30 protein-coding genes, 1 tRNA gene and 1 riboswitch are annotated in these 26999 nt (G+C 44.0%); of the genes, 20 read left to right on the forward strand and 11 right to left on the reverse strand.

What is annotated here, in order from left to right; all coding sequences use genetic code 11:
- Positions 1-27: 27 nt before the first annotated feature.
- Positions 28-100: transfer RNA gene (locus KNQ15_RS10055), tRNA-Val, on the forward strand.
- Positions 101-196: 96 nt separating this feature from the next.
- Here the strand turns inward: KNQ15_RS10055 and KNQ15_RS10060 are convergent.
- Positions 197-1219 (reverse strand): PTS sugar transporter subunit IIC, encoded by a 1023-nt coding sequence (locus KNQ15_RS10060; RefSeq protein ID WP_029340800.1) that lies wholly within the window; start codon positions 1217-1219, stop codon positions 197-199.
- A gap of 361 nt (positions 1220-1580) precedes the next feature.
- On the opposite strand from KNQ15_RS10060, the gene KNQ15_RS10065 reads away from it, so the two are divergent.
- Positions 1581-2315, forward strand: a complete 735-nt coding sequence (locus KNQ15_RS10065) for a metallophosphoesterase family protein (RefSeq protein ID WP_214729173.1) — start codon at positions 1581-1583, stop codon at positions 2313-2315.
- A gap of 35 nt (positions 2316-2350) precedes the next feature.
- Here the strand turns inward: KNQ15_RS10065 and KNQ15_RS10070 are convergent, their stop codons facing one another.
- Positions 2351-2629, reverse strand: a complete 279-nt coding sequence (locus KNQ15_RS10070) for a hypothetical protein (protein WP_156772490.1) — start codon at positions 2627-2629, stop codon at positions 2351-2353.
- 172 nt (positions 2630-2801) lie between these two features.
- On the opposite strand from KNQ15_RS10070, the gene KNQ15_RS10075 reads away from it, so the two are divergent.
- On the forward strand, positions 2802-3389 hold the full coding sequence (locus tag KNQ15_RS10075; protein ID WP_214729175.1) for a sterol desaturase family protein: 588 nt from the start codon (positions 2802-2804) through the stop codon (positions 3387-3389).
- Positions 3390-3405: 16 nt separating this feature from the next.
- Here KNQ15_RS10075 and KNQ15_RS10080 read toward each other — a convergent pair whose 3' ends face one another.
- From KNQ15_RS10080 to KNQ15_RS10090, 3 genes are all read right to left on the reverse strand, one after another.
- Positions 3406-3960: a TetR/AcrR family transcriptional regulator gene (locus KNQ15_RS10080; RefSeq protein WP_029340803.1), complete on the reverse strand. Its 555-nt coding sequence runs from the start codon at positions 3958-3960 to the stop codon at positions 3406-3408.
- On the reverse strand, positions 3947-6265 hold the full coding sequence (locus KNQ15_RS10085) for a YhgE/Pip domain-containing protein (RefSeq protein WP_214729177.1): 2319 nt from the start codon (positions 6263-6265) through the stop codon (positions 3947-3949). Before KNQ15_RS10085 ends, KNQ15_RS10080 begins: the two co-directional genes overlap by 14 nt.
- A gap of 150 nt (positions 6266-6415) precedes the next feature.
- Positions 6416-7381 (reverse strand): quinone oxidoreductase family protein, encoded by a 966-nt coding sequence (locus KNQ15_RS10090; RefSeq protein WP_214729178.1) that lies wholly within the window; start codon positions 7379-7381, stop codon positions 6416-6418.
- 104 nt (positions 7382-7485) lie between these two features.
- Here KNQ15_RS10090 and yidD point away from each other — a divergent pair, with 104 nt between their 5' ends.
- Positions 7486-7770, forward strand: coding sequence for a membrane protein insertion efficiency factor YidD (gene yidD / locus KNQ15_RS10095; protein WP_214729180.1), 285 nt, complete (start codon positions 7486-7488; stop codon positions 7768-7770).
- Between the two features lie 109 nt (positions 7771-7879).
- On the opposite strand, the gene KNQ15_RS10100 is transcribed toward yidD, so the two are convergent.
- Together KNQ15_RS10100 and KNQ15_RS10105 are read right to left on the reverse strand one after the other, a co-directional pair.
- A complete protein-coding gene (locus tag KNQ15_RS10100; RefSeq protein ID WP_214729182.1) occupies positions 7880-8269 on the reverse strand; it encodes a tautomerase family protein in 390 nt (129 codons plus the stop codon).
- 55 nt (positions 8270-8324) lie between these two features.
- Positions 8325-9809: an aldehyde dehydrogenase family protein gene (locus KNQ15_RS10105; RefSeq protein WP_023467170.1), complete on the reverse strand. Its 1485-nt coding sequence runs from the start codon at positions 9807-9809 to the stop codon at positions 8325-8327.
- Positions 9810-9990: 181 nt separating this feature from the next.
- Between KNQ15_RS10105 and KNQ15_RS10110 the strand changes: the two genes are divergently transcribed.
- The 6 genes from KNQ15_RS10110 (at position 9991) to KNQ15_RS10135 (ending at position 14625) form a co-directional block, all read left to right on the forward strand.
- On the forward strand, positions 9991-11220 hold the full coding sequence (locus KNQ15_RS10110) for a DUF2254 domain-containing protein (RefSeq protein ID WP_214729184.1): 1230 nt from the start codon (positions 9991-9993) through the stop codon (positions 11218-11220).
- A 39-nt stretch (positions 11221-11259) separates the two neighbouring features.
- Complete coding sequence (locus KNQ15_RS10115; protein WP_023467174.1) at positions 11260-11742, forward strand: DUF456 domain-containing protein; 483 nt, start codon at positions 11260-11262, stop codon at positions 11740-11742.
- Between the two features lie 192 nt (positions 11743-11934).
- Positions 11935-13272, forward strand: coding sequence for a hemolysin family protein (locus KNQ15_RS10120; RefSeq protein ID WP_214729218.1), 1338 nt, complete (start codon positions 11935-11937; stop codon positions 13270-13272).
- A gap of 176 nt (positions 13273-13448) precedes the next feature.
- Complete coding sequence (locus KNQ15_RS10125; RefSeq protein WP_023467178.1) at positions 13449-13883, forward strand: organic hydroperoxide resistance protein; 435 nt, start codon at positions 13449-13451, stop codon at positions 13881-13883.
- A 29-nt stretch (positions 13884-13912) separates the two neighbouring features.
- On the forward strand, positions 13913-14086 hold the full coding sequence (locus KNQ15_RS10130) for a hypothetical protein (RefSeq protein WP_214729186.1): 174 nt from the start codon (positions 13913-13915) through the stop codon (positions 14084-14086).
- A gap of 26 nt (positions 14087-14112) precedes the next feature.
- Entirely contained in the window at positions 14113-14625 is a 513-nt protein-coding gene (locus tag KNQ15_RS10135) for a type 1 glutamine amidotransferase domain-containing protein (RefSeq protein ID WP_214729188.1), read from the forward strand.
- A gap of 49 nt (positions 14626-14674) precedes the next feature.
- On the opposite strand, the gene mce is transcribed toward KNQ15_RS10135, so the two are convergent.
- Positions 14675-15085, reverse strand: a complete 411-nt coding sequence (gene mce, locus KNQ15_RS10140; RefSeq protein WP_214729190.1) for a methylmalonyl-CoA epimerase — start codon at positions 15083-15085, stop codon at positions 14675-14677.
- A gap of 263 nt (positions 15086-15348) precedes the next feature.
- On the opposite strand from mce, the gene KNQ15_RS10145 reads away from it, so the two are divergent.
- The 7 genes from KNQ15_RS10145 to KNQ15_RS10175 all read left to right on the forward strand — a co-directional run bounded on the left by KNQ15_RS10145 (position 15349) and on the right by KNQ15_RS10175 (position 21600).
- Positions 15349-16773 carry a murein hydrolase activator EnvC family protein gene (locus tag KNQ15_RS10145; protein WP_214729192.1) on the forward strand — a complete coding sequence of 475 codons (1425 nt, stop codon included), beginning with the start codon at positions 15349-15351 and terminating at the stop codon, positions 16771-16773.
- A 202-nt stretch (positions 16774-16975) separates the two neighbouring features.
- Positions 16976-18253: a murein hydrolase activator EnvC family protein gene (locus KNQ15_RS10150; protein ID WP_214729194.1), complete on the forward strand. Its 1278-nt coding sequence runs from the start codon at positions 16976-16978 to the stop codon at positions 18251-18253.
- A 63-nt stretch (positions 18254-18316) separates the two neighbouring features.
- Positions 18317-18427: riboswitch (TPP riboswitch) on the forward strand.
- A gap of 114 nt (positions 18428-18541) precedes the next feature.
- Positions 18542-19345, forward strand: a complete 804-nt coding sequence (thiD, locus tag KNQ15_RS10155; RefSeq protein WP_214729205.1) for a bifunctional hydroxymethylpyrimidine kinase/phosphomethylpyrimidine kinase — start codon at positions 18542-18544, stop codon at positions 19343-19345.
- Positions 19326-20093: a hydroxyethylthiazole kinase gene (gene thiM / locus KNQ15_RS10160; RefSeq protein WP_029340814.1), complete on the forward strand. Its 768-nt coding sequence runs from the start codon at positions 19326-19328 to the stop codon at positions 20091-20093. The genes thiD and thiM overlap by 20 nt, the downstream gene beginning before the upstream one ends.
- Entirely contained in the window at positions 20083-20721 is a 639-nt protein-coding gene (gene thiE / locus KNQ15_RS10165) for a thiamine phosphate synthase (protein ID WP_047395093.1), read from the forward strand. The genes thiM and thiE overlap by 11 nt, the downstream gene beginning before the upstream one ends.
- A gap of 20 nt (positions 20722-20741) precedes the next feature.
- A complete protein-coding gene (locus KNQ15_RS10170) occupies positions 20742-21176 on the forward strand; it encodes a hypothetical protein (RefSeq protein ID WP_029340816.1) in 435 nt (144 codons plus the stop codon).
- 55 nt (positions 21177-21231) lie between these two features.
- On the forward strand, positions 21232-21600 hold the full coding sequence (locus KNQ15_RS10175) for an ArsR/SmtB family transcription factor (RefSeq protein ID WP_029340817.1): 369 nt from the start codon (positions 21232-21234) through the stop codon (positions 21598-21600).
- A 45-nt stretch (positions 21601-21645) separates the two neighbouring features.
- On the opposite strand, the gene KNQ15_RS10180 is transcribed toward KNQ15_RS10175, so the two are convergent.
- On the reverse strand, positions 21646-22284 hold the full coding sequence (locus KNQ15_RS10180; protein ID WP_029340818.1) for a CHASE3 domain-containing protein: 639 nt from the start codon (positions 22282-22284) through the stop codon (positions 21646-21648).
- 193 nt (positions 22285-22477) lie between these two features.
- Positions 22478-23344: a YitT family protein gene (locus KNQ15_RS10185; RefSeq protein WP_029340819.1), complete on the reverse strand. Its 867-nt coding sequence runs from the start codon at positions 23342-23344 to the stop codon at positions 22478-22480.
- 278 nt (positions 23345-23622) lie between these two features.
- On the opposite strand from KNQ15_RS10185, the gene KNQ15_RS10190 reads away from it, so the two are divergent.
- Together KNQ15_RS10190 and KNQ15_RS10195 are read left to right on the forward strand one after the other, a co-directional pair.
- On the forward strand, positions 23623-24084 hold the full coding sequence (locus tag KNQ15_RS10190) for a hypothetical protein (protein ID WP_152548162.1): 462 nt from the start codon (positions 23623-23625) through the stop codon (positions 24082-24084).
- 183 nt (positions 24085-24267) lie between these two features.
- Positions 24268-25104, forward strand: a complete 837-nt coding sequence (locus tag KNQ15_RS10195; RefSeq protein ID WP_029340821.1) for a formate/nitrite transporter family protein — start codon at positions 24268-24270, stop codon at positions 25102-25104.
- 36 nt (positions 25105-25140) lie between these two features.
- Here KNQ15_RS10195 and KNQ15_RS10200 read toward each other — a convergent pair whose 3' ends face one another.
- Positions 25141-25560, reverse strand: coding sequence for a hypothetical protein (locus KNQ15_RS10200; RefSeq protein WP_214729207.1), 420 nt, complete (start codon positions 25558-25560; stop codon positions 25141-25143).
- Positions 25561-25658: 98 nt separating this feature from the next.
- Here KNQ15_RS10200 and KNQ15_RS10205 point away from each other — a divergent pair, with 98 nt between their 5' ends.
- A complete protein-coding gene (locus KNQ15_RS10205) occupies positions 25659-26882 on the forward strand; it encodes an aminopeptidase (protein ID WP_214729209.1) in 1224 nt (407 codons plus the stop codon).
- Positions 26883-26999 lie beyond the last annotated feature (117 nt).

The raw sequence follows: 26999 nt of genomic DNA on the forward strand, positions 1-26999 counted from the left end.
AAAACATACCCAGTAACAACACAGCATGATTCTGTAGCTCAGCTGGGAGAGCGCTACCTTGACAGGGTAGAGGTCGCTGGTTCGAGCCCAGTCAGAATCATACCGAAATCGTTCCTTTTCGAAGGAACGATTTTTTTGCGTTAAAAAAACTATTCCCGAAATCAATCAGGAATAGTTGGAAGGGTGGTAAAATGTTTTATTGAATTTCGAGATGAAGATCTCCGCGCTTCGTCCACCCTGCGACAGTCGTCAATCGATAGAAGACGAGCGTTAAGACACCAGGTAGAACGACACCAGTCAAGAAGAAGACAAGGAACGCTTGAGGACCTTGATTGACGAAGATATTGAGTGGGGCAATCATCGAATTGAGTCCAAGTCCTGCGAGTTCATACGGTACTTTCAAAGAGAGAAGAAGCGTCGCGACAGGAGCTGAAATCATCGCTGCGAGAAACGGTGCAACGACAAGACGTGGATTTTTAACGATATTCGGGAATTGTACTTTAGGTGTTACAAAGAATGAAGCAATCAAACCACCTGGATCCGTCTGACGATATGCCATCAACGTAAAGCCGACGAATTGAGCGGAACAGCCAATGAGTGCAGCGGCACTCGCTACAGGATCAAGTTGCAAAGCGATAGCGAGTGCAGCGGACGAAGCAGGAGACATCAATAAGACACTAAAGATGAGTGCAATAACAAGAGATGTAGCAATAGGAGAAGACTCGACTGAAGCTGTGATCATGGCACTGAATTTTGTAAGGAGTGGTGTCGTGACGGCAGCAGCACCGATTCCGGTCACACCGCCAGCAAGGACAGCGCTCATTGGGATGACCATCATGTCAAATTTCGTTTTTCCAGTCATGCGTTTTCCGACGTATACAGCGACAGCAGCCGCGAGTAATGCACTGATCGGCTGACCAGGTACAAGAACGAGTCCAGAAGCAGTCGATTGAAGGGCGGCACCACCGATCGTCGCTGCGATCATCGCGCTGAACAGCACAAGTGTGTTTCCTCCGAGCTGAAAGGCAATACCGGCACCAAGCGCGGGAGCGAGTAGTACTTTTGCGACACCACCAATCGTCAGTAACATTTGGATATGTAGAAGATTTCCGAGTGTCTCAATCAGAAGTCCGACACCAAGTGTTACAAGAACGGCATTTGCCATTCCAGCTGATACTTTTACCATTCGATCCATCGCATATTCTTTCAACGTTGTCATCCTCTCTCTATCTATCTCTATTTTTTGCCATGAAAAAAGCCTATCCGTTTTTGGGATAGGCGCCACTCATTCTGTGCGGGCGCCTCATTCGATGCATCGAAAGAAGGGCCCAAAAATCATTTCCGCTTCATCATCGGAAAAGTTTTCAGTCCCTCATGTATAGAATAATCAGTCGTCCGGCTTGGTTAAATGGCTGTTGCGTCGGAATCATTCGATCGTGCCCCTCTCTGTGAATTTTTCTAAGCCTAACATGCTCTTGGTCAATAATCAATATTTTCTGACAATTTATTTTTCCTGAAATCTGACAGGAATTCACGATATCATCGGGAAATCCTAATGTACCAACAATGGAGGCGTTTACATGAAAGTTATGCTTTTTACAGATATTCACGGCAATACATCAGCTTTGCGTGCTGTATTGTCCCATCTTGATCAACAAACAGATATCGATGCCGCTTATTGTCTCGGTGATCTTGTCGGTATTGGACCAGAGCATAATGAGGTCATCGATTTATTAAGACAACGGTCTGATATCCAGACGATTTCTGGAAATCATGATGAATGTGTCCTTGCTTTAATCCATGGGGAGACCTATCCCGATAGTTACCGACATGCTAAAGAGCACCATCAATGGATCGCGGATACGTTGACGCAAGAGAATCAAAAGTATTTGGAGCACTTACCACGTATCTTAAATGTTACGCATCAGGAACAAACGATGCACCTGACGCACTATGCTTACGCCGACCAGACGAAGAAGATTGGTGAAGAGCCATTAAAGCAAGCAGTGGATGGAACGAAAGAAAGCTTATCCGTCCTGTTTGCTGGAAGTGAGGCACGGATCATTGGTTTCGGTCATCATCATCCAGCGCAACAAGTCAAGACAGAGCAAACGCTCTTTATTAATCCAGGTGCACTTGGATGTCAGGAAACAGCTGTTGCTCCAGTAGCAATTATCGATTGGGAGAAGGACCAAGTCCGTTCAGAAATCCTGAAGATTTCATATGATGATCGACCATTTCTAGATGTGCTCAATACGACGGAAATGCCGGAACGTGAGTTGATGCGCCGCCTCTTCTTCGGTAGTAGGACATGAAAAAACCTTCATGAAATGTTCATGAAGGAATTCAATCAAGACGATAGTTTTGTCATGACCGAGATAAGACACACGACAATCAGTAACACGATACCAATGTTTCGTTTCAATGGATGGCGTGACCAGTAAAAGAATAGCGCAAGGACAGGGGCCACAAAAAAGGCAACGATGAGACTAATTAATGTTGCAAGAAATAATACAAATATCCAAAGTTTGCTCGTTATCCGGTATACCTGCCACATGTCGTAAAGCGACATGAGTGTATAAGCGAGCAACACAAAGATGATTCCGGTCGATAAACTCAAAGTAATCATCACTCCATTCTCTATTTAGTATAAAGGAGGGAGCGAGAATGATTATACGACTTGAAGTAAAAAACGTGACGAATCGATGAACGTACGATGATATGCTGTAACGAAAGAGGAAGGGGAAGGCACCTATGTCAAATATCTATCGTCGTTTTTTCTGTTTCCGGATATTTTGATCATGCTCGTATTACTGATTGCGATCAGTAGTTATGTCTTTGCTCAGCCATTTCATTGGTCGATTTTACTGTTCTTTTGTCTTGGACTGATCATCTTTAGTTTCAGTGAATACCTGACCCATCGCTTTTTGTTTCATTTACCACCACCTAAGAATGCGTTCGGACGAAAGCTGTTGAAGCGACTTCACTACGATCATCATGCGCATCCGAATGAACTGCATCTGTTGTTTTTGCCCGTCTGGTATTCCTTGCCGAATCTTAGTTTCTTTGCGGCTCTGACCTATCTTCTGACGCAATCGGTCGTCTCGACAGCCGCAGCTGCAAGTGGATTGATCGTCATGTTACTCGTTTACGAGTGGAAACATTACGTGGCACACGTTCCACTGAAACCGAGAACACGTTTTGGAAAATGGATGAAAAAGACGCATCTATTACATCATTTCAAAAATGAACACTATTGGTTTGGTGTATCCAATCCGGTGGGAGATTGGTTGTTTGGCACTTTGAAGGATGAAAAAACAGTTACTTCTAGTCAAACAGCACGAAATTTAGAAAAGAATCGAGAATATGAAAAACCGTCGATCAGCTGACCGGCGGTTTTTCAATTCACAAAATGCGTAGCATGGCACGACGAATCGTATCTAATTCTAAAGGTCGAGCAATCAATGGCCATTCGGCAATTAGCGCAATGTACGTCCGGAAAATCAGAAAGGCTGTGACATCGACTGGTACATCACGATCATCTTGTCCAAGGCGAGTCTCAAGTAGCGTTTTAAGATATTCGACGACATGTCGTTCGATACGTGTCCGTAGTTCCTGCATCTCTTGTAATTTTAAGTTGCGTGTTTCTTCGATGATTTGAAGAATGAACAAATGTTGTTGCTGATGATAGACGATGGCGTCGATCATTGCTTGTTTATTTTCTTCTACCGTCGCATGTTCGACGTAAGCGCGTTCTGCTTCTTCTTTCATTTCTTGCAGCACACGTGTTACGAGCGATTCGAACAGGTTGAGCTTACTTTCAAACAGTTGGTAGACAGTCGGTTTTCCGACGTGAGCGCGCCGGGCGACACGCTCAATCGTCGTACCTTTATAACCAAGTTCAGAAAAGCAAGCCATCGCTGAGTCTAGTATCAGTGTTTCTTTATCAGACTGTGTCATGTTGTTTTCGTCTCACTTTCGTTGAGAGTAGAATCCGTTTGGCTCCGAGCCCTCCAACGAAGCTGATGATCAACGCGACGACTAAGATAGTCGCAAGGACTTGACTGTTTGAGATGAGGGCGTCTGTCACACCAAGTCCAAGAGCTTCACGGAATCCGCCGACTGAATACGTCATTGGTAAGAACGTATGGATGGCTTGGAAGAAGCTTGGCGTCATCTCGACTGGGAACGTACCACCACTACCACCGATTTGAAGCAGAAGTAGTAGGAAGGCAAGGAATTGTCCGACGCGACCGAGTAGCATCGCGAGCGTGAACAGAATCGTAATGAACGTCATACCTGTTAAGGCAGCAAATCCGTAGAGCGCAGGAACACTCGCGACATCAGCATCGAGGACATAAACGATGGCTGTAGCCGCTGCGACACCTTGTAACGCTCCAATCGGTAAGATGAGTGATAATTTACCGACAAGGAAGCGCCATGTCAGACTTTCACCATGTTCCGGACGGATCTGATAGACAGACGAGAACATCAAGGCACCTGCGAATAAGGCGATACTAAGGATATAAGCTGATAAACCAGAACCGTAGTTGTTGACCGTCGAATAGTCATGTTCTTTTAAGACAACGGGTTCTGCTAGCATATTATCCCGCTCTTTCGTCGGCTTGACGGTTGCATCCTTAGCCCCTTTACTGAGCTCGTCCTTCAATGTTTTAGCCCCGTCTTCAAGTTTGGTATTGGCATCCGCGATTTTTGAAGCCCCATCGGTCGTTTTGCCGATTCCATCTGTAATCGTAGTTGAACCAGATGCCAATTGTCCTAACCCGCTAGTCAACGCGCTAGCCCCAGCTTGAAGTTGATGTGTGCCATCTGACAGTTGGTTCGCACCGTCAGCTAGTTGGGCGCCACCGGTTGCGGCTTTGTGCACACCGGCAGTGTACTGACCGAGTTTTTCATTGAATGTCTGTTGACCGCTTGCTAATTGTTGTGCGCCAGACTCAACTTGTTTCGCACCATCGACGAGCTTCAATTGTCCAGCGTTCAGTTGCGAGACAGCTGACTCGACTTGTTGACCCCCTGCAGCGAGTTGACCAATCTTCTTCGTCGCGTCCGTTGCTTGAGCAAGACTTTGATCAATCGCGCCTTCTTGGGCAGCAAGATTTTGGACATTTTCTTCTAATGAACTGATAGAGCCGAGCAATGTTTGTTTTTCTTCGTCTGATAACTGTTCAGAAGTAGAGATGACTTCTTTTAGTTGAGCGACGTTCGCCTCAAGAGCTTCGCGACGGGCGCGTAAGTCCTGTTTCGCCTTTTCAGCATCTTGATTGAGTTGTGTTAAAAAAGCGTTCGCAGCTTGTGCTTTTTCATCCAGTTGATTTAATCCGTCCGTCAATTGAGGGATTTTTTCGTTGAGCTGAGCCGTACCTGCAGCGAGTTGTTCTGCCCCTTGGCGTACCTGTGTGGAGCCACCGCTGAGTTTTGTTGCCCCGTCTTCTAGTTGCGCGGCACCTGCCTGTAATTTTCCGCCGTTTTCATCAAGTGTGTTCAACCCAGAAGATAACTCACCCGTTTTTTGAGCGAAGAGGGCAGTTTTTTCGTCGAGTGTCGTTGCCCCGTCACTGAGTTTTTTAGAACCTTGATTTGCTTCTCCGAGTTTTTCGGACAGTGTCAGACTGCCGTCTGCGAGCTTTCCAAGATTCGTTGCCAGTGTTTTGGCACCATCCGCTGTTTTATGGTTGCCATCTTCTAGTTTAGAAGAACCGTCCGATGCCTTTTCCATACCGTTTGCGATTTTCTTCAACGCACCGAAGATCGCACTACTGTATTGTTTCGTCACGGATTTTCGAATCTTTTCGTTTAATTGTTTTGCAGCCGTACTCGAAATTTGTGTCCCCGAGTAGTTTTTGGCTGGATTCAAGTAATACTCCAACTCAATCTTCTTCGGATGATCATCGAGTAGTGTTGTTGCATTTTTAGAGAAGTTCTTCGGGATGACGACCGTCATATAGATTTTACCGTCACGTAGTTCTTTTTCGGCTTTGTCCTTAGATAAGAACTGCCAATCAAAATCATCATTTTTTTTGAGTTTGTCAACGAATTGATCCCCGATGTCGACTTTCTCTCCTTTAAACTTCGTCGCCTTGTCTTCGTTGACGATAGCGACCTTGATATCTTCTGTTTGACCGTATGGGTCCCAGAATGCAGATAAGAAGATGGAGTTGTAAAGAAACGGTACGAGGATGAGGGCGAGAATGACGACAATCATCATCGGACTCTTCAATTTCTTCCATTCTGAGCGAAACATAAATACAAATCCCCTTTCTAAAACTCAAAACTAATTTAAGTTTTAGGTTTTGATGAAATTTACTTTACTCTCTTCCTTATAAAAAAGCAATCGATAATTCCAATTTCACATAAAAAAGACGACTCGAGGGGAGTCGTCTTTAAAAAATAATTAGGGAAGCAACAGTAACTTTCCTGTACTGCGTCGGCTTTCTAAAAAATCATGCGCTGCTTTTCCATCAGATAAAGCAAACGTTGTCGGGGAAGACAGAGTAAGGTGACCAGACAGAATCCAATCAAACAGCTCACCCGATCTACGGATGCGTTCTTCAGAAGACGTTAACACATTCCAAAGGTCGCCACCTGTTAATGTTTTAGATGTATCCATTAAAAAGCGGGGATCGACAGGTACGGGATCACCGCCTGCCATACCATAGAAGACGACAGTTCCATGAACTTTCGTTACATGAAAACTATCCATTAAGGTAGAACCAATGGATTCATAGACGACATCGACCCCTCTACCAGAAGTTTGCGCGAGCACGTGGTCAATCCAGTCCTCTGAGTACAAATAGACAGACTCACAGCCGGCAGTTTTTGCGATCTGTGCCTTGTTAGGGGAAGAAGTTAATCCAATCGGGGTTGCGCCAAGTAAACGAATAAGTTGTGTCAGTAATTGCCCCACGCCACCGGCAGCAGCATGAACTAAGACGGTGTCTCCTGGTTGGATACGATAACTATCGCGAGTCAAATAATGCGCCGTCAACCCTTGTAATAAGACGGATGCGGCTGTTTCATAAGTTATACCGTCAGGAAGGGGGATCAATTTATCGATAGGTGCTGCTACGTACTGAGCGTTCGCAAGCGGGACATCTGCAAACGCAACCCGTTGGCCTACGTGGAACGTCGAAACAGCTGTACCGACCGCTGTGATGATACCTGCCCCTTCGTAACCTAATATATAAGGAGGCTGACCTTCTAAATGATAGTTTCCTTTTCGACGATAGATATCTGCAAAATTCAGACCAATCGCTTTCATTTCAATCAGAACTTCATGTTCAGTGATTGTTGGTGTTGGCAGATCTTCGAACCGTAGTACATCGGACGTTCCGAATTCATGGAATGTTAATGCCTTCATTTCAACACATCCTTCTTCTAATTCTGCTTTTAGTATAAGACAGAACATCTGAAAATGATGGACAGATGCGTTACACTTAAAAAAAAGACGAAAGAAGGGACAGTATGAAACGTGTCTTAATGGGAGGAATTCGTTTTTATCAAAAAGTCATCTCTCCCATGAAACCAGCCACTTGTCGATTTTATCCAACGTGTTCCCATTACGGGATGGAGGCGATTGAACGTCATGGTGCAGTAAAAGGCAGTTATTTGACGACGCGTCGCCTGCTTCGTTGCCAACCATTTCATCCAGGAGGGCTTGACTTCGTCCCAGAACCTGATCAGTTTAGTTGGAAAGCACCGTTGCAACGGGAAAATCCACGTGAGAAGGTGGAAAAGACTGAGGAATGAGTCATATAGATGTTCATTGCTCATTCAATGAAGTGTGAGCAAAAAAAGGAAGTGTACTACCGAAACTTATCGGTAACACCCTTCCTTTTTTCGTTCTATTTATCAGCAATCATAGTTTCCCTGTCAAAAATTGTGCTTCGCCAAGACCAAAGCTCCAGTCTGCAACATCGTTTTCGACGATCGACACCATCAAATCAGTCGGTGCAAGTCCACAGTTTGCTTCTAATCGTTCTGCGAGCAATTGGTAGAGGCGTTGTTTCTTCTCTTCTGTCCGCGTTTTACTCGTCACACTGATGAGGACGATATCTTTACTTCGTTCAAAACCAAGTCCTGTATCCTGAATGACCATCTCATGCGCTTTGTGCGTGTGCACGATCTGATAGCGATCACGCTCCGGAACATCGAAGGCTTCGACCATCGCATCGTGTGCAGTGTCGAGTAATGTTTTTAACTCTTCTTCTGAACGTCCTTCAATGACGTCGAATCGTAATAACGGCATATGAAATCACTCCTTAACAAAAGTATGTAAAGTAGGGAAGAACCCTACTCTTTTTTTATTCGAAGAATGGTTTGTATTGACGACGATCATGCATGACAGACAACCATTGGACAGTAGAGAATTCTTCGAGTACCCACTCACCATTGAAGCGACCAAGTCCTGAATCTTTTTCACCACCGAATGGCATATGCGGCTCATCATTGACTGATTGGTCATTGATGTGAATCATACCAGTCTCGACTTCAAGTGCAAAAGCAGTCGCACGTTCGATAGAAGAACCGTGAACAGCGCCACTCAATCCGTATGGAAGCGAGTTTGCGATTTCGAGTGCCTCTTCATCTGTATCGAACGGGATGATAACAGCGACCGGTCCAAAGATTTCATTTTTAGCAAGCGGCATATCGTTCGTAACACCAGTGACGACAGTTGGTGCGATGACATTATCTTTTGCTTCTCCACCGACCCGAACGGTTGCACCCGCAGCTTTTGTTTTCTCGAGATCTTCAAGAATCCGTTCAACTTGTGATTGGTTGATGAGCGGTCCGACCTGTGTCCGATCGTGTGATGGATCACCGTATTGTAGCTCTTTTACACGAGCAACATATTTCTCGACGAATTCATCATGAATCGAAGAAGCGACGAGGATCCGGTTCGTTGACATACAAATCTGACCTTGGTGATAGAACTTGCTGTAGACAGCAGATTCGACCGCACGATCGAGATCAGCATCATCCAGTACGACGAAGACGTTGTTTCCGCCAAGCTCAAGCGCTGTTTTCTTCAGGTGTTTACCAGCAAGTTCACCGATATGGCGACCGACTTCAGTTGATCCTGTGAATGAAATCAAGCGTGGTACAGGATGTTCGACAATAGCGTCGCCGATTTCTGATCCGCGACCGACGATGACATTTAAGACACCCTTAGGTAATCCGGCTTTTTCGAACAGGCTTGCAAAAATCAAACCGCCTGAGACAGGTGTGTCCGTAGCCGGTTTAACAACGACTGCGTTCCCAATTGCGATAGCAGTAGCGATCGAACGTACAGCTAAGTGGAACGGGAAGTTCCATGGACTGATGACGCCGATGACGCCAAGTGCTTTACGGTAGATTCGGTTTTCTTTACCTGGTACGACCGATGGACGAATTTCACCATGCATCCGTAGTGGGAATGTAGCAGCTTCCTTGACGATCAAAACTGAAGCGAGGAATTCACCTTCTGCTTTGATTCGTGTGCTTCCGGACTCCTTGATCAACCATTCGATGATCGTTTCTTTTTCTTCGTATAAGACTTTCAAGAAGTTTTCGATGAGACCTTGGCGTTTTAAGGCAGGCACTTTTGCCCAATCTTTTTGAGCAACTTGAGCCGCTTCATACGCATCATCTAAGTCCTGTTGGTTCGCGGCAGAGATCGTGAAGAGTTCTTCACCTGTGAATGGATTCGTGTTCGTCATGTTGCTGTCACTTGCGCCTGTGCGCCACTGACCGTCAATATAAATTTTCGTGAAATCTGTATGCAATGTAGCTTCGTTTTGTTGAGCCATATCATTTCATCTCCCATTCGTTTTCATAACAATTAAGTTATTCACGTTATGAAAAGAAGTAAAACACATCCGTGCACTTCGACCAAACATATTGCTCAAACTCATGCAAGAAACAGGGTTTTAAAGCGCTTCAAATCAGGAATTTAATCAATATAGTACTATAAAAAGGAGGAATTTTATTTTGAAGAGGCTGAAAGTCCTGTCACAAGAAATCAATTGGTGGTGGCCGTTATTATATGGTCTCATTGGTATCGGGTTGACGGGGATTGTAACGTGGTTAGATGTATATGTATCAGACTGGTTTCCGAAAGAGTGGCAAACGACACTCGGTTTAGCGCAGACGATCCATAGTTCAGTCTTTACCGGACTGCTCGCCATGATGACTTTTACATTCTCGACCATTCTTGTCGTATTGACGACATATTCCTCACAATTCTCACCACGGACACTGCCTAACTTCATCGAGAATCGACAGGTGCAACACATCTTCGGCATCTTCATTGGAGCAGTCAGTTACTCGATGACGATGCTCTTTTTCCTTCGTCCGGCTCTAAAAACGAGTGTCGTTGCTTCGGCAGTAGCCGTTCTCGTCGTGTTGCTGTCGATTGTGGCATTCGTTGCATTCATTCATATCGTCAGCCAGTCGATCCGCGTAACGACATTACTGGATCGACTACACGAAGAAGGGAACGAACTATTAAAACGACAAATCGATCATATTGAGACAGGAGAACATGTGATTTTAGTAGAACAGTCAAAACCTACTTATCCGATCCCGATTCAAGCATCTTGTACGGGATATGTCCAAGCAATTGACTATGAGGGAATCTCGAATGAAGAAGTTGTATATATTTCAACATGTATCGGATCGTTCGTGACGGAAGGTCAGGTAGTAGGGTGGTCAACCGGGAAAGGCATGGGAAAATACATGTTGATTGGACCAACGAAGTCATCGGAACAGGATTTTTCATTCGTCATCGAAAAACTAAGTGAAGTCGCATTACGCGCCATTTCACCCGGAATCAACGATCCGAATACGGCACGTCAGGCTATCCGGATCATCGGGGATTTGATGCGGTGTTATGCTGTTTTGCCAGACGGAGCATTGCTATCTGGTGAGCACCACCGGCATATAACAGAACGGATTACATTTCAGGAACTGCTGTATAAAACATTTTACCAATTAAGGCATTATGGAGAGGAAGACGTATCAGTTCTTGCAACGATGCTCGAATCGCTTGGAACGATGAAGCGGCAAGCTCTACCTGCTCACTATGAAACCATTCAACGATTCATCCCCTATATTTGTTCGGAAGTACGTTTTGAAAAAATGAACGACTGGGATCGTGATTTTTTACAAAAACAAATAGATCGAGTGTTGAATGAAACCTTTGTCTCATCTTCGACGTAATAATGGCAAGAGATTCAAAAAGGAAGGGAGGGATAGAAAGTGACCATTTTGTTATGGAGTCTGATCGTCGTGTGTTTTCTCGTCGCTTTTGCAGGCCTCGTATATCCGATCATCCCAAGTGCACCGATTTTAGTTGTGGGCTTCTTGATTTATGGATTTGGATTCGGGTTCTCTGAGTTATCGATTAGTTTTTGGGTGATTCAAGCGATTTTCATCATTCTCTTATTTACACTCGACTACCTCGTCAGTGCGTACACCGTCGATCGACGGGGAGGCTCACAAGCAGCTAAGATTGCAACGACAGTTGGATTGATTGCGGGACCATTTATTTTGCCAGGAATCGGATTATTAATTTTCCCGTTCGTCTTTGCCATCTTGACGGAAAAAATCATTAGTAAAAAGACATGGCAAACCTCGGTTTCAGTCGGGATTGGAACAGTCCTTGGTATCTTATCAAGTGCCTTGTTAAAGGGAATCGCGATGTTACTCATGATTGTAATCTTTATTCTCTATGTCGTCTGACGATTTGAAATGATGTCTTCAAGTACACATTTTATGAAAGTTCCGTTATAGTATGAATATGAAAAAGTAGGGAAGCTTTGAAAGTTTGAAGCTTCTTTTTGCTGTAAACCACCAGATGCCTCGGCATCTGGCTTTATATTAATGGAGGTGAATCCCCTTTCTTCGGGGAAACGATTGGACAGTACACACTCAATGGAGACATTCGATACGACGACGATCATCATTCGACTACTCGTCATTGCACTACTCATCGTCTTAACCGCTTTTTTTGTAGCTGCCGAATTTTCGGTCGTCAAAATGCGAATGTCTCGAATCGATCAGTTGATTACAGAAGGAAGTAAGACTGCGAAAGTGGCGAAGCGGCTACTTGAGAATTTGGATTATTATTTATCGGCCTGTCAACTCGGGATTACCGTGACAGCGCTTGGTCTCGGGTGGTTAGGAGAATCAACGGTAGGTGCGATTCTCGGTATGTTGTTCGAAGAAATTGATATTCCGAACTCCGTCTCGACGATCATTTCGTTTGTTCTTGCATTCTCGATTGTAACGTTTCTCCATGTCGTGCTCGGAGAACTTGCTCCAAAATCTTTGGCGATTCAAAAAACGGAAGCCATCACGATGCTACTCGCGCCACCACTTTATTGGTTCGGTAAAATCATGAAACCTTTCATCTGGACATTGAATGGATCAGCACGGATTATTCTTCGTTTGTTTGGTGTTGAGCCGGTAGGGCACGAAGAAGTTCATTCTGAAGAAGAGATTAAGATCATCATGACACAGAGTTATAAGAGTGGAGAGATCAACCAGACTGAGCTTTCCTACATGCAGAACATCTTCTCGTTCGATGAGCGGATCGCGAAAGACATCATGTTGCCGCGGACGGACTTAATCACGATCTCGAACGATGCATCGATGGAGGACATCATTCGCCTCGTTGAAGAGTATCAGTTCACACGTTACCCAGTAGCAGAAGAAGGAGATAAGGATAAAATCCTTGGCTTCATCAATGCGAAACAATTATTTACGGATCATATGGCTAACAAAGGAAAAGCGTTAAGCTATTACATTCATAACTTGCCAATTGTATCCGAGTATTCTCCGCTTCAAGATGCCATGCTGAAAATGCAGGTCGAACGGACACCGATGGCACTCGTCATCGATGAGTACGGTGGTACGGCTGGTGTCATCACGATGGAAGACATCTTGGAAGAAATCGTCGGAGAAATACGAGATGAATTCGATAAGGATGAGAAAGCTGACATCGAGCAGATTCACGAACGATTATACCGGATTTCAGGACGCGTCTTGATTGATGATTTAAATGAGCGCTTTAATCTAGGAATTGAAGAAGAAGACATCGATACGATTGGTGGCTGGGTCATGGCACAAGATACGGAAGTATCGAGCGGTCAAGAATTCCGTTATCAGGCGTACACGATCAAAGTCATGGAAGTTGATAATCATCAAGTGAAATCGATTTATCTTCAATTGCCGGATCAAGAAGAAGTTGCAACAGAAGAGATCGGGTAAGAAATAGAATTCAAAAGACGATGGACTTCGAGTTCATCGTCTTTTTTTGTCTACTAAAAAAATGAATCAGCTAAGGAGATAGACACCTCTTGTGTTTATCTCCCTCACTGACGGGTATTACTGTCTATGTGGCAAAAAAGCATTTTTTAATTCAACAGGAAAAGGGGTTTTCTATTATGTCAAACGTCATTCTTACTTCACGTGCATCTGCAGTCGGTGGTCGCGACGGGAAAGTCGCTTCAGATGATAATGTCATCAATCTCGATTTAGTCATGCCAGGAACAAAAGGCAAAGAAGACATTCCGACATCAAACCCGGAACAGTTATTCGCAGCAGGATATGCCGCTTGTTTTGATGGTGCCTATAATTTAATGGCGCGCCAAGCAAAAAAACGAGTCGAGACGCGGACGAATTCAGAAGTCAGCCTCTTACAGGATGAAGCGGATAACGGTGTGAAAATTGCAGCGAAACTCGTCGTCGAGGTCGTTGGTGTTTCGCAAGAAGAAGCCGAAGATTTACTAGAGAAGACACATAACTTCTGCCCGTACTCGAAAGCGACACGTGGCAACATTGATGTCGATCTTTCTGTTAAAGTCGTCGATTCATTATAATCGATGAATCATAAAAGGAGGGTTTTCCCATGGCACCGAAAGAAACCGATCGTCCAAATGAAAAATTGGAAGATGAACGGGATCGACTGTCTGAACAAGAACGGAAACTGACAGAGGAGCAACAAAAGGAAATCCTAAAAGGTAAAGACGAGATGCCAGATGATCCGGTCTCTCCTCGTGATCGTGGAGAAGATCAGATTTAAATTAAACAAATTGGGGGATGAATTACATGTCTAAAAAAGTAGCAGTTGTACTCGCCGATCATTTTGAAGATGTCGAATTCACTGGACCTGTTGATGCGTTAAAAGAAGCGGGGCACGAGATTACTGTCATTGGTGCCAAAAAAGGTGCGGAACTTGTTGGGAAGCAGGAAGAGGCAAAAGTAACCGTTGATCTCTCGATTGATGAGACTTCAGCGGCAGACTATGATGCACTCTTGATTCCAGGCGGATTTTCACCAGATCTATTACGGGAAGATGAGCGTTTTGTCTCATTCGTCGAAGAATTCGATATGTCGAAAAAACCGATTTTTTCGATCTGCCATGGACCACAATTGATGATTAATGCAAAAATCGTCAAAGGAAGAAAAATGACAGGTTATAAATCGATTCGGATTGATTTAGAGAATGCTGGTGTGGATTTCACAGATGAAGAAGTTGTCGTCGACGATAATTTCGTCTCAAGTCGTCAACCAGACGATATTCCTGCATTCAATCGGGAAATCGTTGCCAAACTCGGCTAATACCATGAAACGAAAAAATCAGCACTGCGCTATCGCAGTGCTGATTTTTTTATGGGTTCTCTGGATAATCACAGAGTTCCGTAATGACGCCGTGTGAATGCCGGGGATTCATATAAATCAGTCGTCGTCCGAATGGCGTCGTTCGATACGTATCTTCTAAAAATGTTAACCCTTGTTGTTTTGCTTCTTCAATCGCTTGATCTAAATTCTCTACGCGATAAGCAATGTGATGGACACCTTTCCCGCGTTGTTTTAAAAAACGAGCAATCGGACTATCCGGACTTGTTGGCGTCAACAACTCGATGTGCGCATCATCGAATTCGATGACCGCAATATTGGAAGCGACACCAGGCGCAGGATTCGAGTACTCTTTTGTTAAAGTTCCTCCAAGTACTTTTGTATAAAATGAAATGGCTTCCTGCATGTCGCGAACAGCAATTCCAGTGTGGTCTAATTTCATATGATATCCTCCTTCTATTCGCTTCAGTTTCCCAAAAACACTTCAAAGTTGCAACGATGAGTTACCTTCCAAATGTTTCTATTACATAGAAGAAGAAAGATTTATTTAAAATGAAATATCACTGAAATATTATGGAAGAGGAATGAATGCTATAATCAAAAACGTTCTTATAAAAAAGAAAAACTATTACAGAATTTAAATTTAACTTAAATACTCTACGATAAATCATAAAACATACACTACAGAAAACGAGGGAATACTACATGAAAAAAACGTTCGCGTCGCTCATCGTTTCCGCACTGGTTCTTTCATCAGCACCTCATTTTGCAGCAGCTGACGATTTAAGTGAACAGAAAGCCAAAAACGAACAACAACAACAAGACAATGCTAAAAAGCAAAAAAACTTAGAGTCTTCTGTTAATCAAGAAGGTCAAAAAATCTCTAAAACACAACAAGAAGTCAATCGACTAGACGAAGCTTTGAACGAAAAAATCTTTGCTGTCGAAACAAAAGATCGTCAAATCAAAGCAACGGAACGTGAAATCGTTGAACTTGGAAAAGAAATCGAGAAATATAAAGCGAAACTAAAACGCCAAGAAAAATTACTTGGTGATCGTCTTCGTGTCATGCAAGAGAATGATGGAAACTCAATTAAATGGGAAGAAGTCATCTTTGGCTCTAAAAATGTTGGTGACCTCGTAAGCCGTGTCATGGCAGGGAAATCCATTTCAAAACAAGATGATAAAATGATCACGGATTATCAAAATACGCAAAAGCAATTAGCAGATGCGCAACAAAAAGTAAAAGAAAAGAAAGCACAGTTGGTCGTTGAGAAACAAGAATTAAAACGTCAACAAGCAGATCTTGAATCGCAATTAAAAGAGCGGAACAAACGCTTAAAAGAACTTCGTAAGAAAAAAGAAAAGTTCGAAACACAGTTGATGGATGCAAAAGAAGTCCAGCAAATTCTAATTGCGCAAGAAAAAGCGATTGCTGCTGAAAAAGCAGCGCGTGAACGTGAAGCTCGAATTGAAAAAGAACGTCAAGCTCAAGCGGCACGTGAAGCGAAAGCACGCGCAGAAGCTGAAGCAGCACAAAAAGCAGCAGAAGAGCAAGCCGCTAAAGAAGCAGCAGCTCAGCAAGCAGCACAAGAGAAAGCAGCACAATCGGCAAAACCTTCTGGTTCGACGAAGCAATCGGCACCAAAACCATCTACACCAGCACCAGCTGCGCCTGCTCCAGCACCAGCTGCACCAAAACCAGCACCATCATCAGGTGGTCTATTCATTCATCCAACTGCCGGAACTGTTACACAAGGGTATGGTTCTGCAGGTGGAGAGAACGGATATACGTTCCATAACGGAATTGACTTTGGTGGTCCAGTCGGTACGCCGATCGTGGCAGCTGCAACAGGTACAGTCATTACAGCATCAGGTGGCGGACCTTACGGAAATCATGTCATGATCGCTCACCAATTGAACGGGAAGACATATACGACAGTATATGCTCACATGAGTTCACTCAATGTTCATGCTGGTCAACGTGTCAGCCAAGGTCAACAAATTGGCGCGCTAGGTAGTACAGGAAATTCAACAGGACCACACCTACACTTCGAAATCCATGTCGGTGGGTATAGCTATAGTGCAACTGGTCCAGCTAACTCAGTCAATCCATTATCAATGCTTTAATCGTAAAAGAATCGTTGCATATGCAACGGTTCTTTTTTTTGTCATTTTCAAAAACAAATCATATATTACAAAAAACCGTTTTCATTTGAAATGTAAATGAAATTTTTTTGAAACGATTACGGTGCTATAATCTATTTCAGATATGAGAGAAACTTGAATACTATAATAAAATATGAAAAAACATAAGTGAGGAAAACGATATATGCTAAAAAAACTAATTTCTACCATTGTTTTAGGAGCATTACTTATAACAGGAACACAACCGATTGCAGCAGCGACAATTAAAGAAAAAAAGGCTGAGAATGCCGCTGAACAACGTAAACTTGAAAAAGCAATCAAAAAACAAGAAGCTAAAATCTCAAAAGAGCAACGTCAAATCAATCAAATTGACGCAGCAATCAATGAAAAGATTTTCCAAGTCTCCGAAAAAAATAAACAAATTGAACAGTTGAACGTTCGAATCGATGAGTTAAAGGCAGACATCGTCCGTTACGAAGAAATGTTACAGAAACAGGAAGAACTACTCGGTGATCGTTTGCGTGTTTTCCAAGAAAACGATGGAAACTCGATTAAATGGGAAGAAGTCATTTTCGGATCGAAAGATTTAGGTGATTTATTTAGCCGTGTCATGGCGGGGAAAAAAATCGCTGAGCAAGACGATAAAATGATTTCGGATTACATCGCTACGCAACAAAAATTAGCAGAAGCAAAACAAGCGCTCGTTGAGAAAAAAGCGGAGCAAATGCAGGAAAAGAAAGTATTGATTGAACAAAAGAAAGCGTTAAAGCTTCAAATGAAAGAACGTAGTGCTACGCTGAAGAAATTACGAAAAGGGAAGACGAAGTTCACGACAGAACTGTTAGACGCAAAAGAACTTCAAGCGACTCTCGAAGCGCAAGAACGTGCAATTGCGGCAGCAAAGGCAGCCGCTAAAGCAGCGGCTGAAAAAGCAGCAGCGGAGAAAGCAGCAGCTGAAAAAGCCGCTAAAGCGAATGCTCAAGCAGCAAAACAAACAGGTAAAAGTTCGGAATCAACTGGTTCCGTTGCCCCGCCCGTTGTTTCGAGTGGAGGAAAATTCGTTCGACCGTCTTCTGGTGGAGTGTCACAAGGATTCGGACCAGCAAGTGGTGCGAATGGTTACACGTTCCACAACGGTGTTGATTTCAGTGGTTCGGTCGGGTCTCCAATCGTCGCGGCAGCAGCTGGAACGGTCATCACAGCATCAGGTGGTGGACCTTACGGCAATCATGTCATGATCTCTCACTTCCTAGATGGACAAGTGTACACGACCGTCTACGCACATATGAGTTCATTATCGGTTCGTGCAGGGCAAACGGTCTCTCAAGGTCAGCAAGTCGGGACACTTGGTAGTACAGGAAATTCAACAGGACCACACTTACATTTCGAACTACATGTCGGAGGCTATCAATACAGTGCTTCTTCTCCTCTAAATGCAGTCAATCCATTGGCATATCTGTAATCAAAACGGGCTTCGGCTCGTTTTTTTTTCTTCTCTATGCTACAGTTAAGGCGAAACGAATACTTGAGCAACTAGGGGAGCTGGAGGAATCCGGCTGAGAGGAAAACCAATCTGTTTTCGACCCTATTACCTGAACTGGATAATACCAGCGTAGGAAAGTTGAGACGAACGGATACCGGAATGCGTGTATAACGCTTTCGTATAGCGTCGACTGCTTTTTTATAGCGGTCGGCGCTTTTTTGTTGGTCACGACTCCCTTACATTGCTCGATGGGAAGGTGAAAAGAACATGAAACATGTACTGACGATTGCGGGATCCGACTCCGGTGGTGGAGCTGGGATTCAAGCAGATTTAAAAACATTTTCGGCTTTAGGCGTTTATGGAATGAGCGTACTGACAGCCGTCACAGCGCAAAATACGTTGGGAGTTCAAGCGGTGGAAGAGTTATCCCCAGAAATCGTAGATGCCCAGTTAACGTCGATTTTTTCAGACATTCGTGTCGATGCGATCAAAATCGGAATGGTCTCGAATGCGCAGACGATTCGTGTCATTGCTACACATCTCCGTAAACAAACAGTCCCTATTATATTAGATCCCGTCATGGTCGCTAAAGGCGGTCATGCCCTATTGCGGACGGAAGCTGAACAAGCATTGATTTCAGAACTTTTACCACTTGCGACACTCGTCACACCGAATTTACCGGAAGCAGAGCGTTTAACAGGACGATCGGTCACCAATCTAGAGGAAATGCGACTGGCGATGCATCAATTGGCTACACAGACAGGTGCAGTATTGCTAAAAGGTGGACATCTCTCAGGAGCTGCGACGGATTTGTTGTTTGATGGGGAAGTGGAACACCGCTTCACATCGGAACGATTAGACAATCAACATACTCATGGTACTGGTTGTACCTTATCCGCAGCGATTGCAGCGCGGATGGCGCTTGGAGAAGAGTTACAAGATAGTGTACGACAGGCGAAAAACTATGTCACGGAGGCAATTCGTCATGGATTTGCTCTCGGACAAGGTATTGGACCGACACATCATTTTCATTCACTTTGGAGGGATACACATGTTTACGACCATTCTTGAACACAAACCACTCATTCACCATCTGACGAACACGGTTACGATCAACGACTGCGCAAACGTCACACTCGCTGTTGGAGCATCCCCCGTCATGGCAGAAGACATTCGTGAAGTAGAAGAGATGGTTAGACTCGCGCAAGCTCTTGTCTTAAACATTGGTACGATCGATGCAGACATGCAAGCAGCTCAACGACTCGCAGTCCGTGAAGCGGGACGTTTGAATGTCCCAATCGTTCTTGATCCCGTAGGAGCAGGAGCAACGACATTACGTACTGCTTTTTCCAAAGAACTCATTGATCTCGGGTGTACGGTCATTAAAGGAAATGCTTCTGAAATCAAGACGTTACTTGGGGAAGACGGACGAACTAAGGGAGTCGATGCTGCGGGAGATGCAATTATGGATCGAGAAAGTATTCGCGTATTCGCTCGCAAACACAAATCTGTCCTCGTCGTGACAGGTCCGAACGACTACATTACGGATGGAACGCGCGAAATGGAATTACATGTAGGAACACCGCGTCTAGGAGACATCACGGGTACGGGCTGTATGACGGCCTCCTTGATTGCGAGCTTCCTCGGTGCAGGATATACGGCATTTGAGGCGGCTGTCCACGGGACATTTGTCATGGGAAAAGCAGGGGAACAAGCAGCCTCCGCGCAAGGTCTTGGTGATTTTAAACGAGAGTTGTTCAATGCCATCAGCCTTATGACGGAGCAAGACCTGGTGGAGGTGACAGAACGTGTCAATTGATTACTCCATCTATGCAGTGACGGATCGTCGGTACCATCCTGGAGTCGCGATCGATACGGTCGTTGAGGAAGCCATTTTAGGTGGTGCAACAATCGTGCAATTACGGGAAAAAACAGCGCAAGGAAAGGAATTCTTTGATCAGGCAGTTCGGTTGAAAACACTCACGGATCGCTATGATGTTCCTTTAATCATCAATGATCGGATTGATATCGCGTTACTCACCGGAGCTGGTTTGCATATCGGACAAGAAGACATTCCTTTAACCGCAGCACGTCGCCTTTTACCAGATGCTGTGATTGGCGTATCAGTAGCAACCGTTGCACAAGCGATTGAAGCAGAACGAGACGGAGCCTCTTATTTAGGGGTGGGTTCTCTATTTGCGACTTTATCCAAAGCGGACGCTGATTCCATGTCGCACACGATGCTTCAGGCGATTCGGGAAGCCGTACGATTACCTCTAATCGGTATTGGTGGAATCACAGCAACGAATGTCTCCTCTCTGCCCATCCCGCTGGAAGGGTATGCCGTCATCTCAGAGATTTTCGCTAAAGAAGATCGACAACTCGCTGCGCAGCAAATGACAGATGCTGTGCGAGAATGGCATCAATCACTTCAGAACAGGGTATAATCCGTTCAGAGGTGATTGTATTGAAATGGCAGACGATCCGTTTTCGCGGCTATTGGATTCGATATCGGTTAGAACCACAAATCATTCGAGTCGATAATCAGGGGATCTACCATCTAGGAAAAGTCTTATTTCCGCGTCCTAATCGTGTTTCCTATGAAATGGCCCTTTTATTGAAAGAAAAGTATGAAAGACGCTACAAACGTCCGTTGTATATTAAAACGAGCTCGATTGCGACGGAAATTTGGGGTCATACTCATTTAGATATTTATTACCGGGCACTTCTTCGTCTACCGATTCCGACGCGACTTCGTCAACGTTATACGAACCGATTAGAAAGCACGAAAATCATTGATATCGGCGTACGCGCTGTCGACCAAAATCGAATTGTCTGGGATATCGGAGATTACGTAGGAGGATGGTTCGTGTTTTGGCTCATTCGCAGACGAATGCGCTGAACTTGCAATGTCCCGTTTCTCGTGGTGCAATATAGGTAGAAACGAGGTGACAGACATGGACATTCCCCGTTGTGAAACGATTGCGATTGACGAACAGCGTGCGTCTGAAATCGGACGAATCGTGGATACGATTCCGACGCTTGAAATCGGAAAGCTATTTAAGATTCTTTCGGATGCGACACGACTGCGAATCGTTTATGCGTTGACGATCGAAGAAGAACTATGCGTTTGTGATGTCTCAGCCTCTGTCGACTGTTCGATCGCGACAGCGTCGCATCATCTTCGGTCTTTGTTGAAACAAGGACTCGTCAAGTTCCGAAAAGAAGGAAAAGTCGTCTATTATTCCTTAGATGATCATCATGTATCATCGCTTGTGCATATGGTGATGGAACATGTACAAGAGGGAAAAGCAATGCCTGAATAAATCTTTAGAATAAACGAAAAGCGCAGCCGAAGCTGCGCTTTTCGTTTATTCTAAAGACGATTGTTCTGATCCCTTAGGAGCGAAGCGGTGGAAGAAAAAGACCGTGGCACTAATTAATAAAAAGGACAGGATGGAGAGAGCAAGACACATCCATTTATATGTAGCGATTAAAGAATCTGATTGTTGTAATTTGGCTTGAAGCGTTTTATACAAATCATCTTTCACACGGGATAAGTCTTCGAGAATCGTTTGAGTCGTCTGAGTCGACTGTCTAGCAAGACGTTTTGCGGCTGTTGGACTTTGACGTTCATAGACAACAAACACGCGTTCAATCTCGGACTCCCAGACATTGTTGCGGCGAAGGAGATCTTTAATCGTCCCTGGGGTAGTCGACGATTGGTTCAGACTATTGCGCAAATCATGAATTTTAGACGTTGAAAAGTAATATTGTTCGATATAACGATTATCTTCATACAATAAGAGACCACGAACCGCATTGGCACGATCTCGATTGTGTTCGACCAACTGATCTACCTGATTGATTAAAGGTATATTATGATCCTTCATTTGCTCGGTCATCGTTGCAATCGTCCGATAACCGGATAACGCATAGATGATCGGGATAGAGGCGAATAAGCTGACCAAGAAAATCAGCAGAATACGCTGACGCCAAAGAGAGTGCATGCAATCATTCCTTTAAATAAAAGACTTGTCATAAGCTTAACTACTATCGTAAAAAAAGTGAAGCCTGTCTATTTTTTGAATAGGGATAATGACTGAAAAAGTGAATAATACTAATAAAAAAGCAGGAAAGATGATGCAATACGAGAAGCTGTTTTAAGAAGATAAAAAAAGCACAGCTAAGCTGCGCTTGGTGTTAAAACGAATACGAATGTTCCTTGTAATTGCCGAAGACAGTGTGGATTTCCGAGAATGTAACGAATGCATTCGGTTCGACAGAAGAGACGATTTCTTGCAAACGGACGATTTCGTTATTTTGAACGACGACATAGACCATTTTTTTCGTTCGGTTGGAGTATCCCCCACGTGCATCAAGAATCGTGACGCCACGTCCGAGTTCTTTTGTGATGACTTCATTGATTTCATCTGCTTTCTCACAAATGATAATACATTGCTTAGAAGCAGAATAGAAACTGTAAACCGTCTGAAGGGCTTTGGCGCGAACAAAGCTCATGATGAGAGCGTACATAACATGTTTAAGATCAAAGACCCACCATACTAGGATGTAGATGACAAGATCTTGCATCAGAAATATACGAGGAAGTGGCCAGTTATGAAAACGAGCAAAGAAAAATTTTCCAAGAATATCAAGCCCTCCAGTTGAAGCACCACCGAAGAAGATCAATGCCATTGCGAGACCAGAAACTAGACCAGCAAAGATAGAAGCGACGAGCGGATCATTTAGAGATTCCGGAACGATTTGAGTCGGAATCCAGTCAATTAAAAAGGAAGAAGCAATGACGATAATTCCAGATAAGAACATGAATCGTTTGCGCAGGAAACGGAAACCTAAAAGGAAGAGGGGAATGTTTAAGAGCAATTGCGTTAATCCGATTGGCGTGTGGAAGAGCTCTTGAATAATGAGCGTGATCCCCATGATACCACCTGATCCGATATCATTTGGAGATAGTAGTAGGCTGATGTAAAGGGAATACAGCAACGTACCAATGATTAAGAAACTGATTTTTTCAACTCTCTTTTTCTGTGGGTGTGTTGTAGTCATGGCAATATGATGAGTGACCTCATGCTCCTCCTTCTGTGAGTATCTGCCTGCAAGAGTACGCTCATATGCATAAAATTTCAACCCTTCTTATGAAAAAAAGATGAAAAAGGGTACGTTTTTTTAGGAAGGTGATGAAAATGAAGAAAATGTTATGGATTCTTGGTTGTATCTGCTTAGGAATACTAGTTGGAATTCGTCTTTTTGAACAACCCAATGAAAAAAATCAATCATCCATTTGGCATGATGGTGATCTTGTAGCGAGACAAGTGGGGGCCTCGATGACGAATACGGTAGCGGTTCGTCAACTAGCCGAACAACTTCCGTTCTCATCAGAATTAAAACAGGTAGATGTTGAAGGAGAATCGTTACGTCTTGCCTATGAAGTGACAGGAAAAGAGCGACAAGCTTGGATCGGTACCGATACCGGGACACTACAAGTGAATCAGGATTTTTTAAAGGCTCGATTATCTAAAGTTCTGATGCATCATACGCTTGTTTTATTTTCAACGATTCCTGATTTAACTGACCTAGAAATTCACTACACGGATCCGTATTCAGGTGCAGATTTTACGATGGACCGGAAAACATTCGACGCCTATACTCCGACCGATATCGAACGAGCTACTTCGTCTTCTAGACGCTTTAATCGTGTCGTCATTGATGGCTATGTGCTTGATGAATCAAGACGAAATACTTTCTTTGAACGCTTCGCATCACGACTACGAATTCAAACTAATTAGTTGTATAAAGCAAGAAAAGGCATTTTTCACAATCTCGACACAATGATATCGTTTACATCTCGTTCTTTTATAAAAACGATAAAACAGGTCTATTCAATACTTGAACATCTTTTAAGATGGAAGTATGATAATAAATGAACAAACATTGTGAAGTGTTGAACAAAAGAAAGAGAGGTTTCTACGATGAACGAGGTAGAAGCATTAGAAGGATTACGGAATAAAGCAATCAAGTCGACGCGCATGCTACAAATGCGTCCTCTCGAGTACTTAGTTCGTGCCATGCTAGCGGGGATTTTCATTGGATTTGCAATTATTTTTACCTTAAAAGCAATTAACGGTCTATATATGGCGGAGTCACCTGTTGCGACACTTGTCGGTGGACTGACCTTCGGAGTGGCACTTGTCTTGATCGTTTACGGTGGGGCAGAGCTGTTTACAGGAAATACGATGTATTTCACGACGGCGACGATGCGCGGCTATACGACGAAGATGGATACGATGAAGGTCTGGTTAATCTGTCTAATCGGAAATGGACTTGGAGGATTAGCGTTTGCGCTACTCTTTTCCCAAACAGGAATCATACAAGAGCTTGGTATGAACAATTGGTTGTTTGCGGTATCGGAAACGAAAATTCATCATACGACGTGGGAAATCTTCACGCGGGCAATCTTCTGTAACTGGATGGTCTGTTTAGCGATTTTCATTCCAAAGAATATGAAGAATGAGTTGGCACAAATCATGATGATGATGGTACTTGTTGCAGTATTCTTTGCTTCTGGATTTGATCACGTCATCGCCAATATGGCATTGTTCTCCATTGCGTTAGTCGTACCACATCCGGATACGATCACATTTGCCGGAGCGATGCATAACCTGTTGCCAGCTTTAGCCGGTAACATCATTGGTGGAGCAGTCTTCATGGGAATGATTTATACGTGGCTGAATAAAGAAAAATTAGAAGTAGATGAATCACGTCAATCCACGACACCTGTTCATATTGCTTCGAAACAAAATGCATAATCAAAAAGCAGCTGTCGCGACAGCTGCTTTTTTCATTCATTCCATATGTTGAAAGCGATCGACGTCTGCAGCCAGTTCTTCGTAAATCGTCTCGACGATTTGTGCATCATCGAAGAGCCCGAGGACGTTATCGTCCGGTAAGGCGTCAACAGGATACGTGAAGTACAGAACGGCCGTCAACAACAATTGTTCCTGTTCCGCATGCATTTCAAATTTTTTCTGATAGAGAGCACGAAGCATTTCAAGCAGTTGTTTTAATTGAAAATAAAGGACGAGTTCTGCCTCGCGTTCGATGTCCGAGCTTTCTGTAGACGCGATATCTTGCGTCAAGTGCGCAAGTCCGACTTCTGCTCGAACTAACAATTCTTGTTGTGCTTTTTCATCCCCAACGAGGTCGAGTGCCTGTCGGTGAAAATACGTATAAGCCGATTTAAAATCTCCGGGTGTAAATTCCATGGTGATGCCTCCTTCTATTCTCCTTCTAGTTTCGCCTTATTTCTTGCAAAATTGCAACTATTTCGTGAAAATAAAGATACAAGAAAGGGGATTACATAATGCCGACACAAGCAGAATTACAACAATACGCGTCTTTAGCCGTGCGTACTGGAATTAATCTACAACCAGGACAACAACTCGAGGTGCGTGCAGGAATCGAAAATTTGCCGCTCGTTCGTGAAATCACGCGTGTTGCCTACGAAGTAGGAGCTACGCAAGTATACGTACAATGGTCAGATGATGAGATGACGAAAATCCGTTATTTCGATGCACCGGAAGAGTCGTTTGATACGTTCCCGGATTGGTTAAAAGCACGTTACGACCAACTGGCAGAGGAAAAGACAGCGTTCTTATCGGTCGTCAGTGAAGATCCAGATTTATTGAATGGCGTTGATTCAAGTCGAATCGCACGTGCGAATAAAGCAGCCGGTGTCGCTCTCGCTAATTGGCGGAAGTTCGTCATGAGTGACAATGTCAGCTGGTGTGTCGTAGCAGCACCTTCTGAAAGCTGGGCGAAGAAAGTATTCCCTGATTCAAGTGAGCCAGTTGAAGAGCTCTGGTCAGCTATTTTAAAAGCAACACGTGCCGATCAAGCGGATCCGGTCGCTGCATGGGCGGATCACGATCAAAATCTGCGTTCAAAAGCAAAATTCCTGACAGAGAAGAAATACAAAACATTGCACTACACAGCCCCAGGAACAGAATTATCAATCGAATTACCAGAACGTCACGTTTGGTTAGGTGGCGGTGGTCCGAATGCAGATGGTGTTGATTTCATCGCGAATCTGCCGACAGAAGAAGTGTTCACGTTACCGAAAAAGACAGGCGTCAACGGGCATGTCTCGAGCACAAAACCACTTAGCTATAGTGGGAACTTGATTGATGAGTTCACACTCTGGTTCGAGAACGGAAAAATCGTTAAAGCGGAAGCAAAACAGGGTCAAGAAGCATTAGATGACTTGATTTCACTTGATGAAGGTGCACGTTATCTCGGAGAAGTTGCGCTCGTACCACACCGTTCGCCGATTTCTGACTCGGGTATCCTATTCTATAATACATTGTTCGATGAAAATGCTTCATGCCACTTAGCGATTGGTCGTGCGTACTCGACATGTCTCGAAAATGGTCCAAGCCTTTCAGCAGAAGAACTAGAAGCACAGGGTGCAAACGACTCGATGACGCATGTCGACTTCATGATTGGATCCGCGGATCTATCGATTGAAGGAGAACTTGCAGACGGAACGCGTGAATCAGTCATGCGTGACGGAAACTGGTCGATCTAAACGAACAAAAAGGTGAGTCCGAATACGGGAGGCCACTGAAAAACCTCTAGATAAAGTGGTCTAAAACAGAAAAGGTGCTCCATCCACATATATTTTTGTGGATGGAGCACCTTTTCT

Source organism: Exiguobacterium sp. s168 (genome assembly GCF_018619035.1).
Lineage (GTDB): Bacteria > Bacillota > Bacilli > Exiguobacteriales > Exiguobacteriaceae > Exiguobacterium_A > Exiguobacterium_A acetylicum.

Excerpts from the sequence above, each read along its gene's own strand:
- KNQ15_RS10195 (WP_029340821.1), top strand. The coding sequence starts at position 24,268 with ATGAACGAGGTAGAAGCATTAGAAGGATTACGGAATAAAGCAATCAAG.
- KNQ15_RS10080 (WP_029340803.1), bottom strand. The coding sequence starts at position 3,960 with ATGACACAGTCTGATAAAGAAACACTGATACTAGACTCAGCGATGGCT.
- KNQ15_RS10205 (WP_214729209.1), top strand. The coding sequence starts at position 25,659 with ATGCCGACACAAGCAGAATTACAACAATACGCGTCTTTAGCCGTGCGT.
- KNQ15_RS10150 (WP_214729194.1), top strand. The coding sequence starts at position 16,976 with ATGCTAAAAAAACTAATTTCTACCATTGTTTTAGGAGCATTACTTATA.
- KNQ15_RS10145 (WP_214729192.1), top strand. The coding sequence starts at position 15,349 with ATGAAAAAAACGTTCGCGTCGCTCATCGTTTCCGCACTGGTTCTTTCA.
- mce (WP_214729190.1), bottom strand. The coding sequence starts at position 15,085 with ATGAAATTAGACCACACTGGAATTGCTGTTCGCGACATGCAGGAAGCC.
- KNQ15_RS10070 (WP_156772490.1), bottom strand. The coding sequence starts at position 2,629 with ATGATTACTTTGAGTTTATCGACCGGAATCATCTTTGTGTTGCTCGCT.
- KNQ15_RS10085 (WP_214729177.1), bottom strand. The coding sequence starts at position 6,265 with ATGTTTCGCTCAGAATGGAAGAAATTGAAGAGTCCGATGATGATTGTC.
- KNQ15_RS10190 (WP_152548162.1), top strand. The coding sequence starts at position 23,623 with ATGACGAATACGGTAGCGGTTCGTCAACTAGCCGAACAACTTCCGTTC.
- thiD (WP_214729205.1), top strand. The coding sequence starts at position 18,542 with ATGAAACATGTACTGACGATTGCGGGATCCGACTCCGGTGGTGGAGCT.
- KNQ15_RS10105 (WP_023467170.1), bottom strand. The coding sequence starts at position 9,809 with ATGGCTCAACAAAACGAAGCTACATTGCATACAGATTTCACGAAAATT.
- yidD (WP_214729180.1), top strand. The coding sequence starts at position 7,486 with ATGAAACGTGTCTTAATGGGAGGAATTCGTTTTTATCAAAAAGTCATC.
- KNQ15_RS10120 (WP_214729218.1), top strand. The coding sequence starts at position 11,935 with ATGGAGACATTCGATACGACGACGATCATCATTCGACTACTCGTCATT.
- KNQ15_RS10075 (WP_214729175.1), top strand. The coding sequence starts at position 2,802 with ATGCTCGTATTACTGATTGCGATCAGTAGTTATGTCTTTGCTCAGCCA.
- KNQ15_RS10100 (WP_214729182.1), bottom strand. The coding sequence starts at position 8,269 with ATGCCGTTATTACGATTCGACGTCATTGAAGGACGTTCAGAAGAAGAG.
- KNQ15_RS10135 (WP_214729188.1), top strand. The coding sequence starts at position 14,113 with ATGTCTAAAAAAGTAGCAGTTGTACTCGCCGATCATTTTGAAGATGTC.
- thiM (WP_029340814.1), top strand. The coding sequence starts at position 19,326 with ATGTTTACGACCATTCTTGAACACAAACCACTCATTCACCATCTGACG.
- KNQ15_RS10065 (WP_214729173.1), top strand. The coding sequence starts at position 1,581 with ATGAAAGTTATGCTTTTTACAGATATTCACGGCAATACATCAGCTTTG.
- KNQ15_RS10125 (WP_023467178.1), top strand. The coding sequence starts at position 13,449 with ATGTCAAACGTCATTCTTACTTCACGTGCATCTGCAGTCGGTGGTCGC.
- KNQ15_RS10175 (WP_029340817.1), top strand. The coding sequence starts at position 21,232 with ATGGACATTCCCCGTTGTGAAACGATTGCGATTGACGAACAGCGTGCG.
- KNQ15_RS10200 (WP_214729207.1), bottom strand. The coding sequence starts at position 25,560 with ATGGAATTTACACCCGGAGATTTTAAATCGGCTTATACGTATTTTCAC.
- KNQ15_RS10130 (WP_214729186.1), top strand. The coding sequence starts at position 13,913 with ATGGCACCGAAAGAAACCGATCGTCCAAATGAAAAATTGGAAGATGAA.
- KNQ15_RS10180 (WP_029340818.1), bottom strand. The coding sequence starts at position 22,284 with ATGCACTCTCTTTGGCGTCAGCGTATTCTGCTGATTTTCTTGGTCAGC.
- KNQ15_RS10185 (WP_029340819.1), bottom strand. The coding sequence starts at position 23,344 with ATGACTACAACACACCCACAGAAAAAGAGAGTTGAAAAAATCAGTTTC.
- KNQ15_RS10060 (WP_029340800.1), bottom strand. The coding sequence starts at position 1,219 with ATGACAACGTTGAAAGAATATGCGATGGATCGAATGGTAAAAGTATCA.
- KNQ15_RS10090 (WP_214729178.1), bottom strand. The coding sequence starts at position 7,381 with ATGAAGGCATTAACATTCCATGAATTCGGAACGTCCGATGTACTACGG.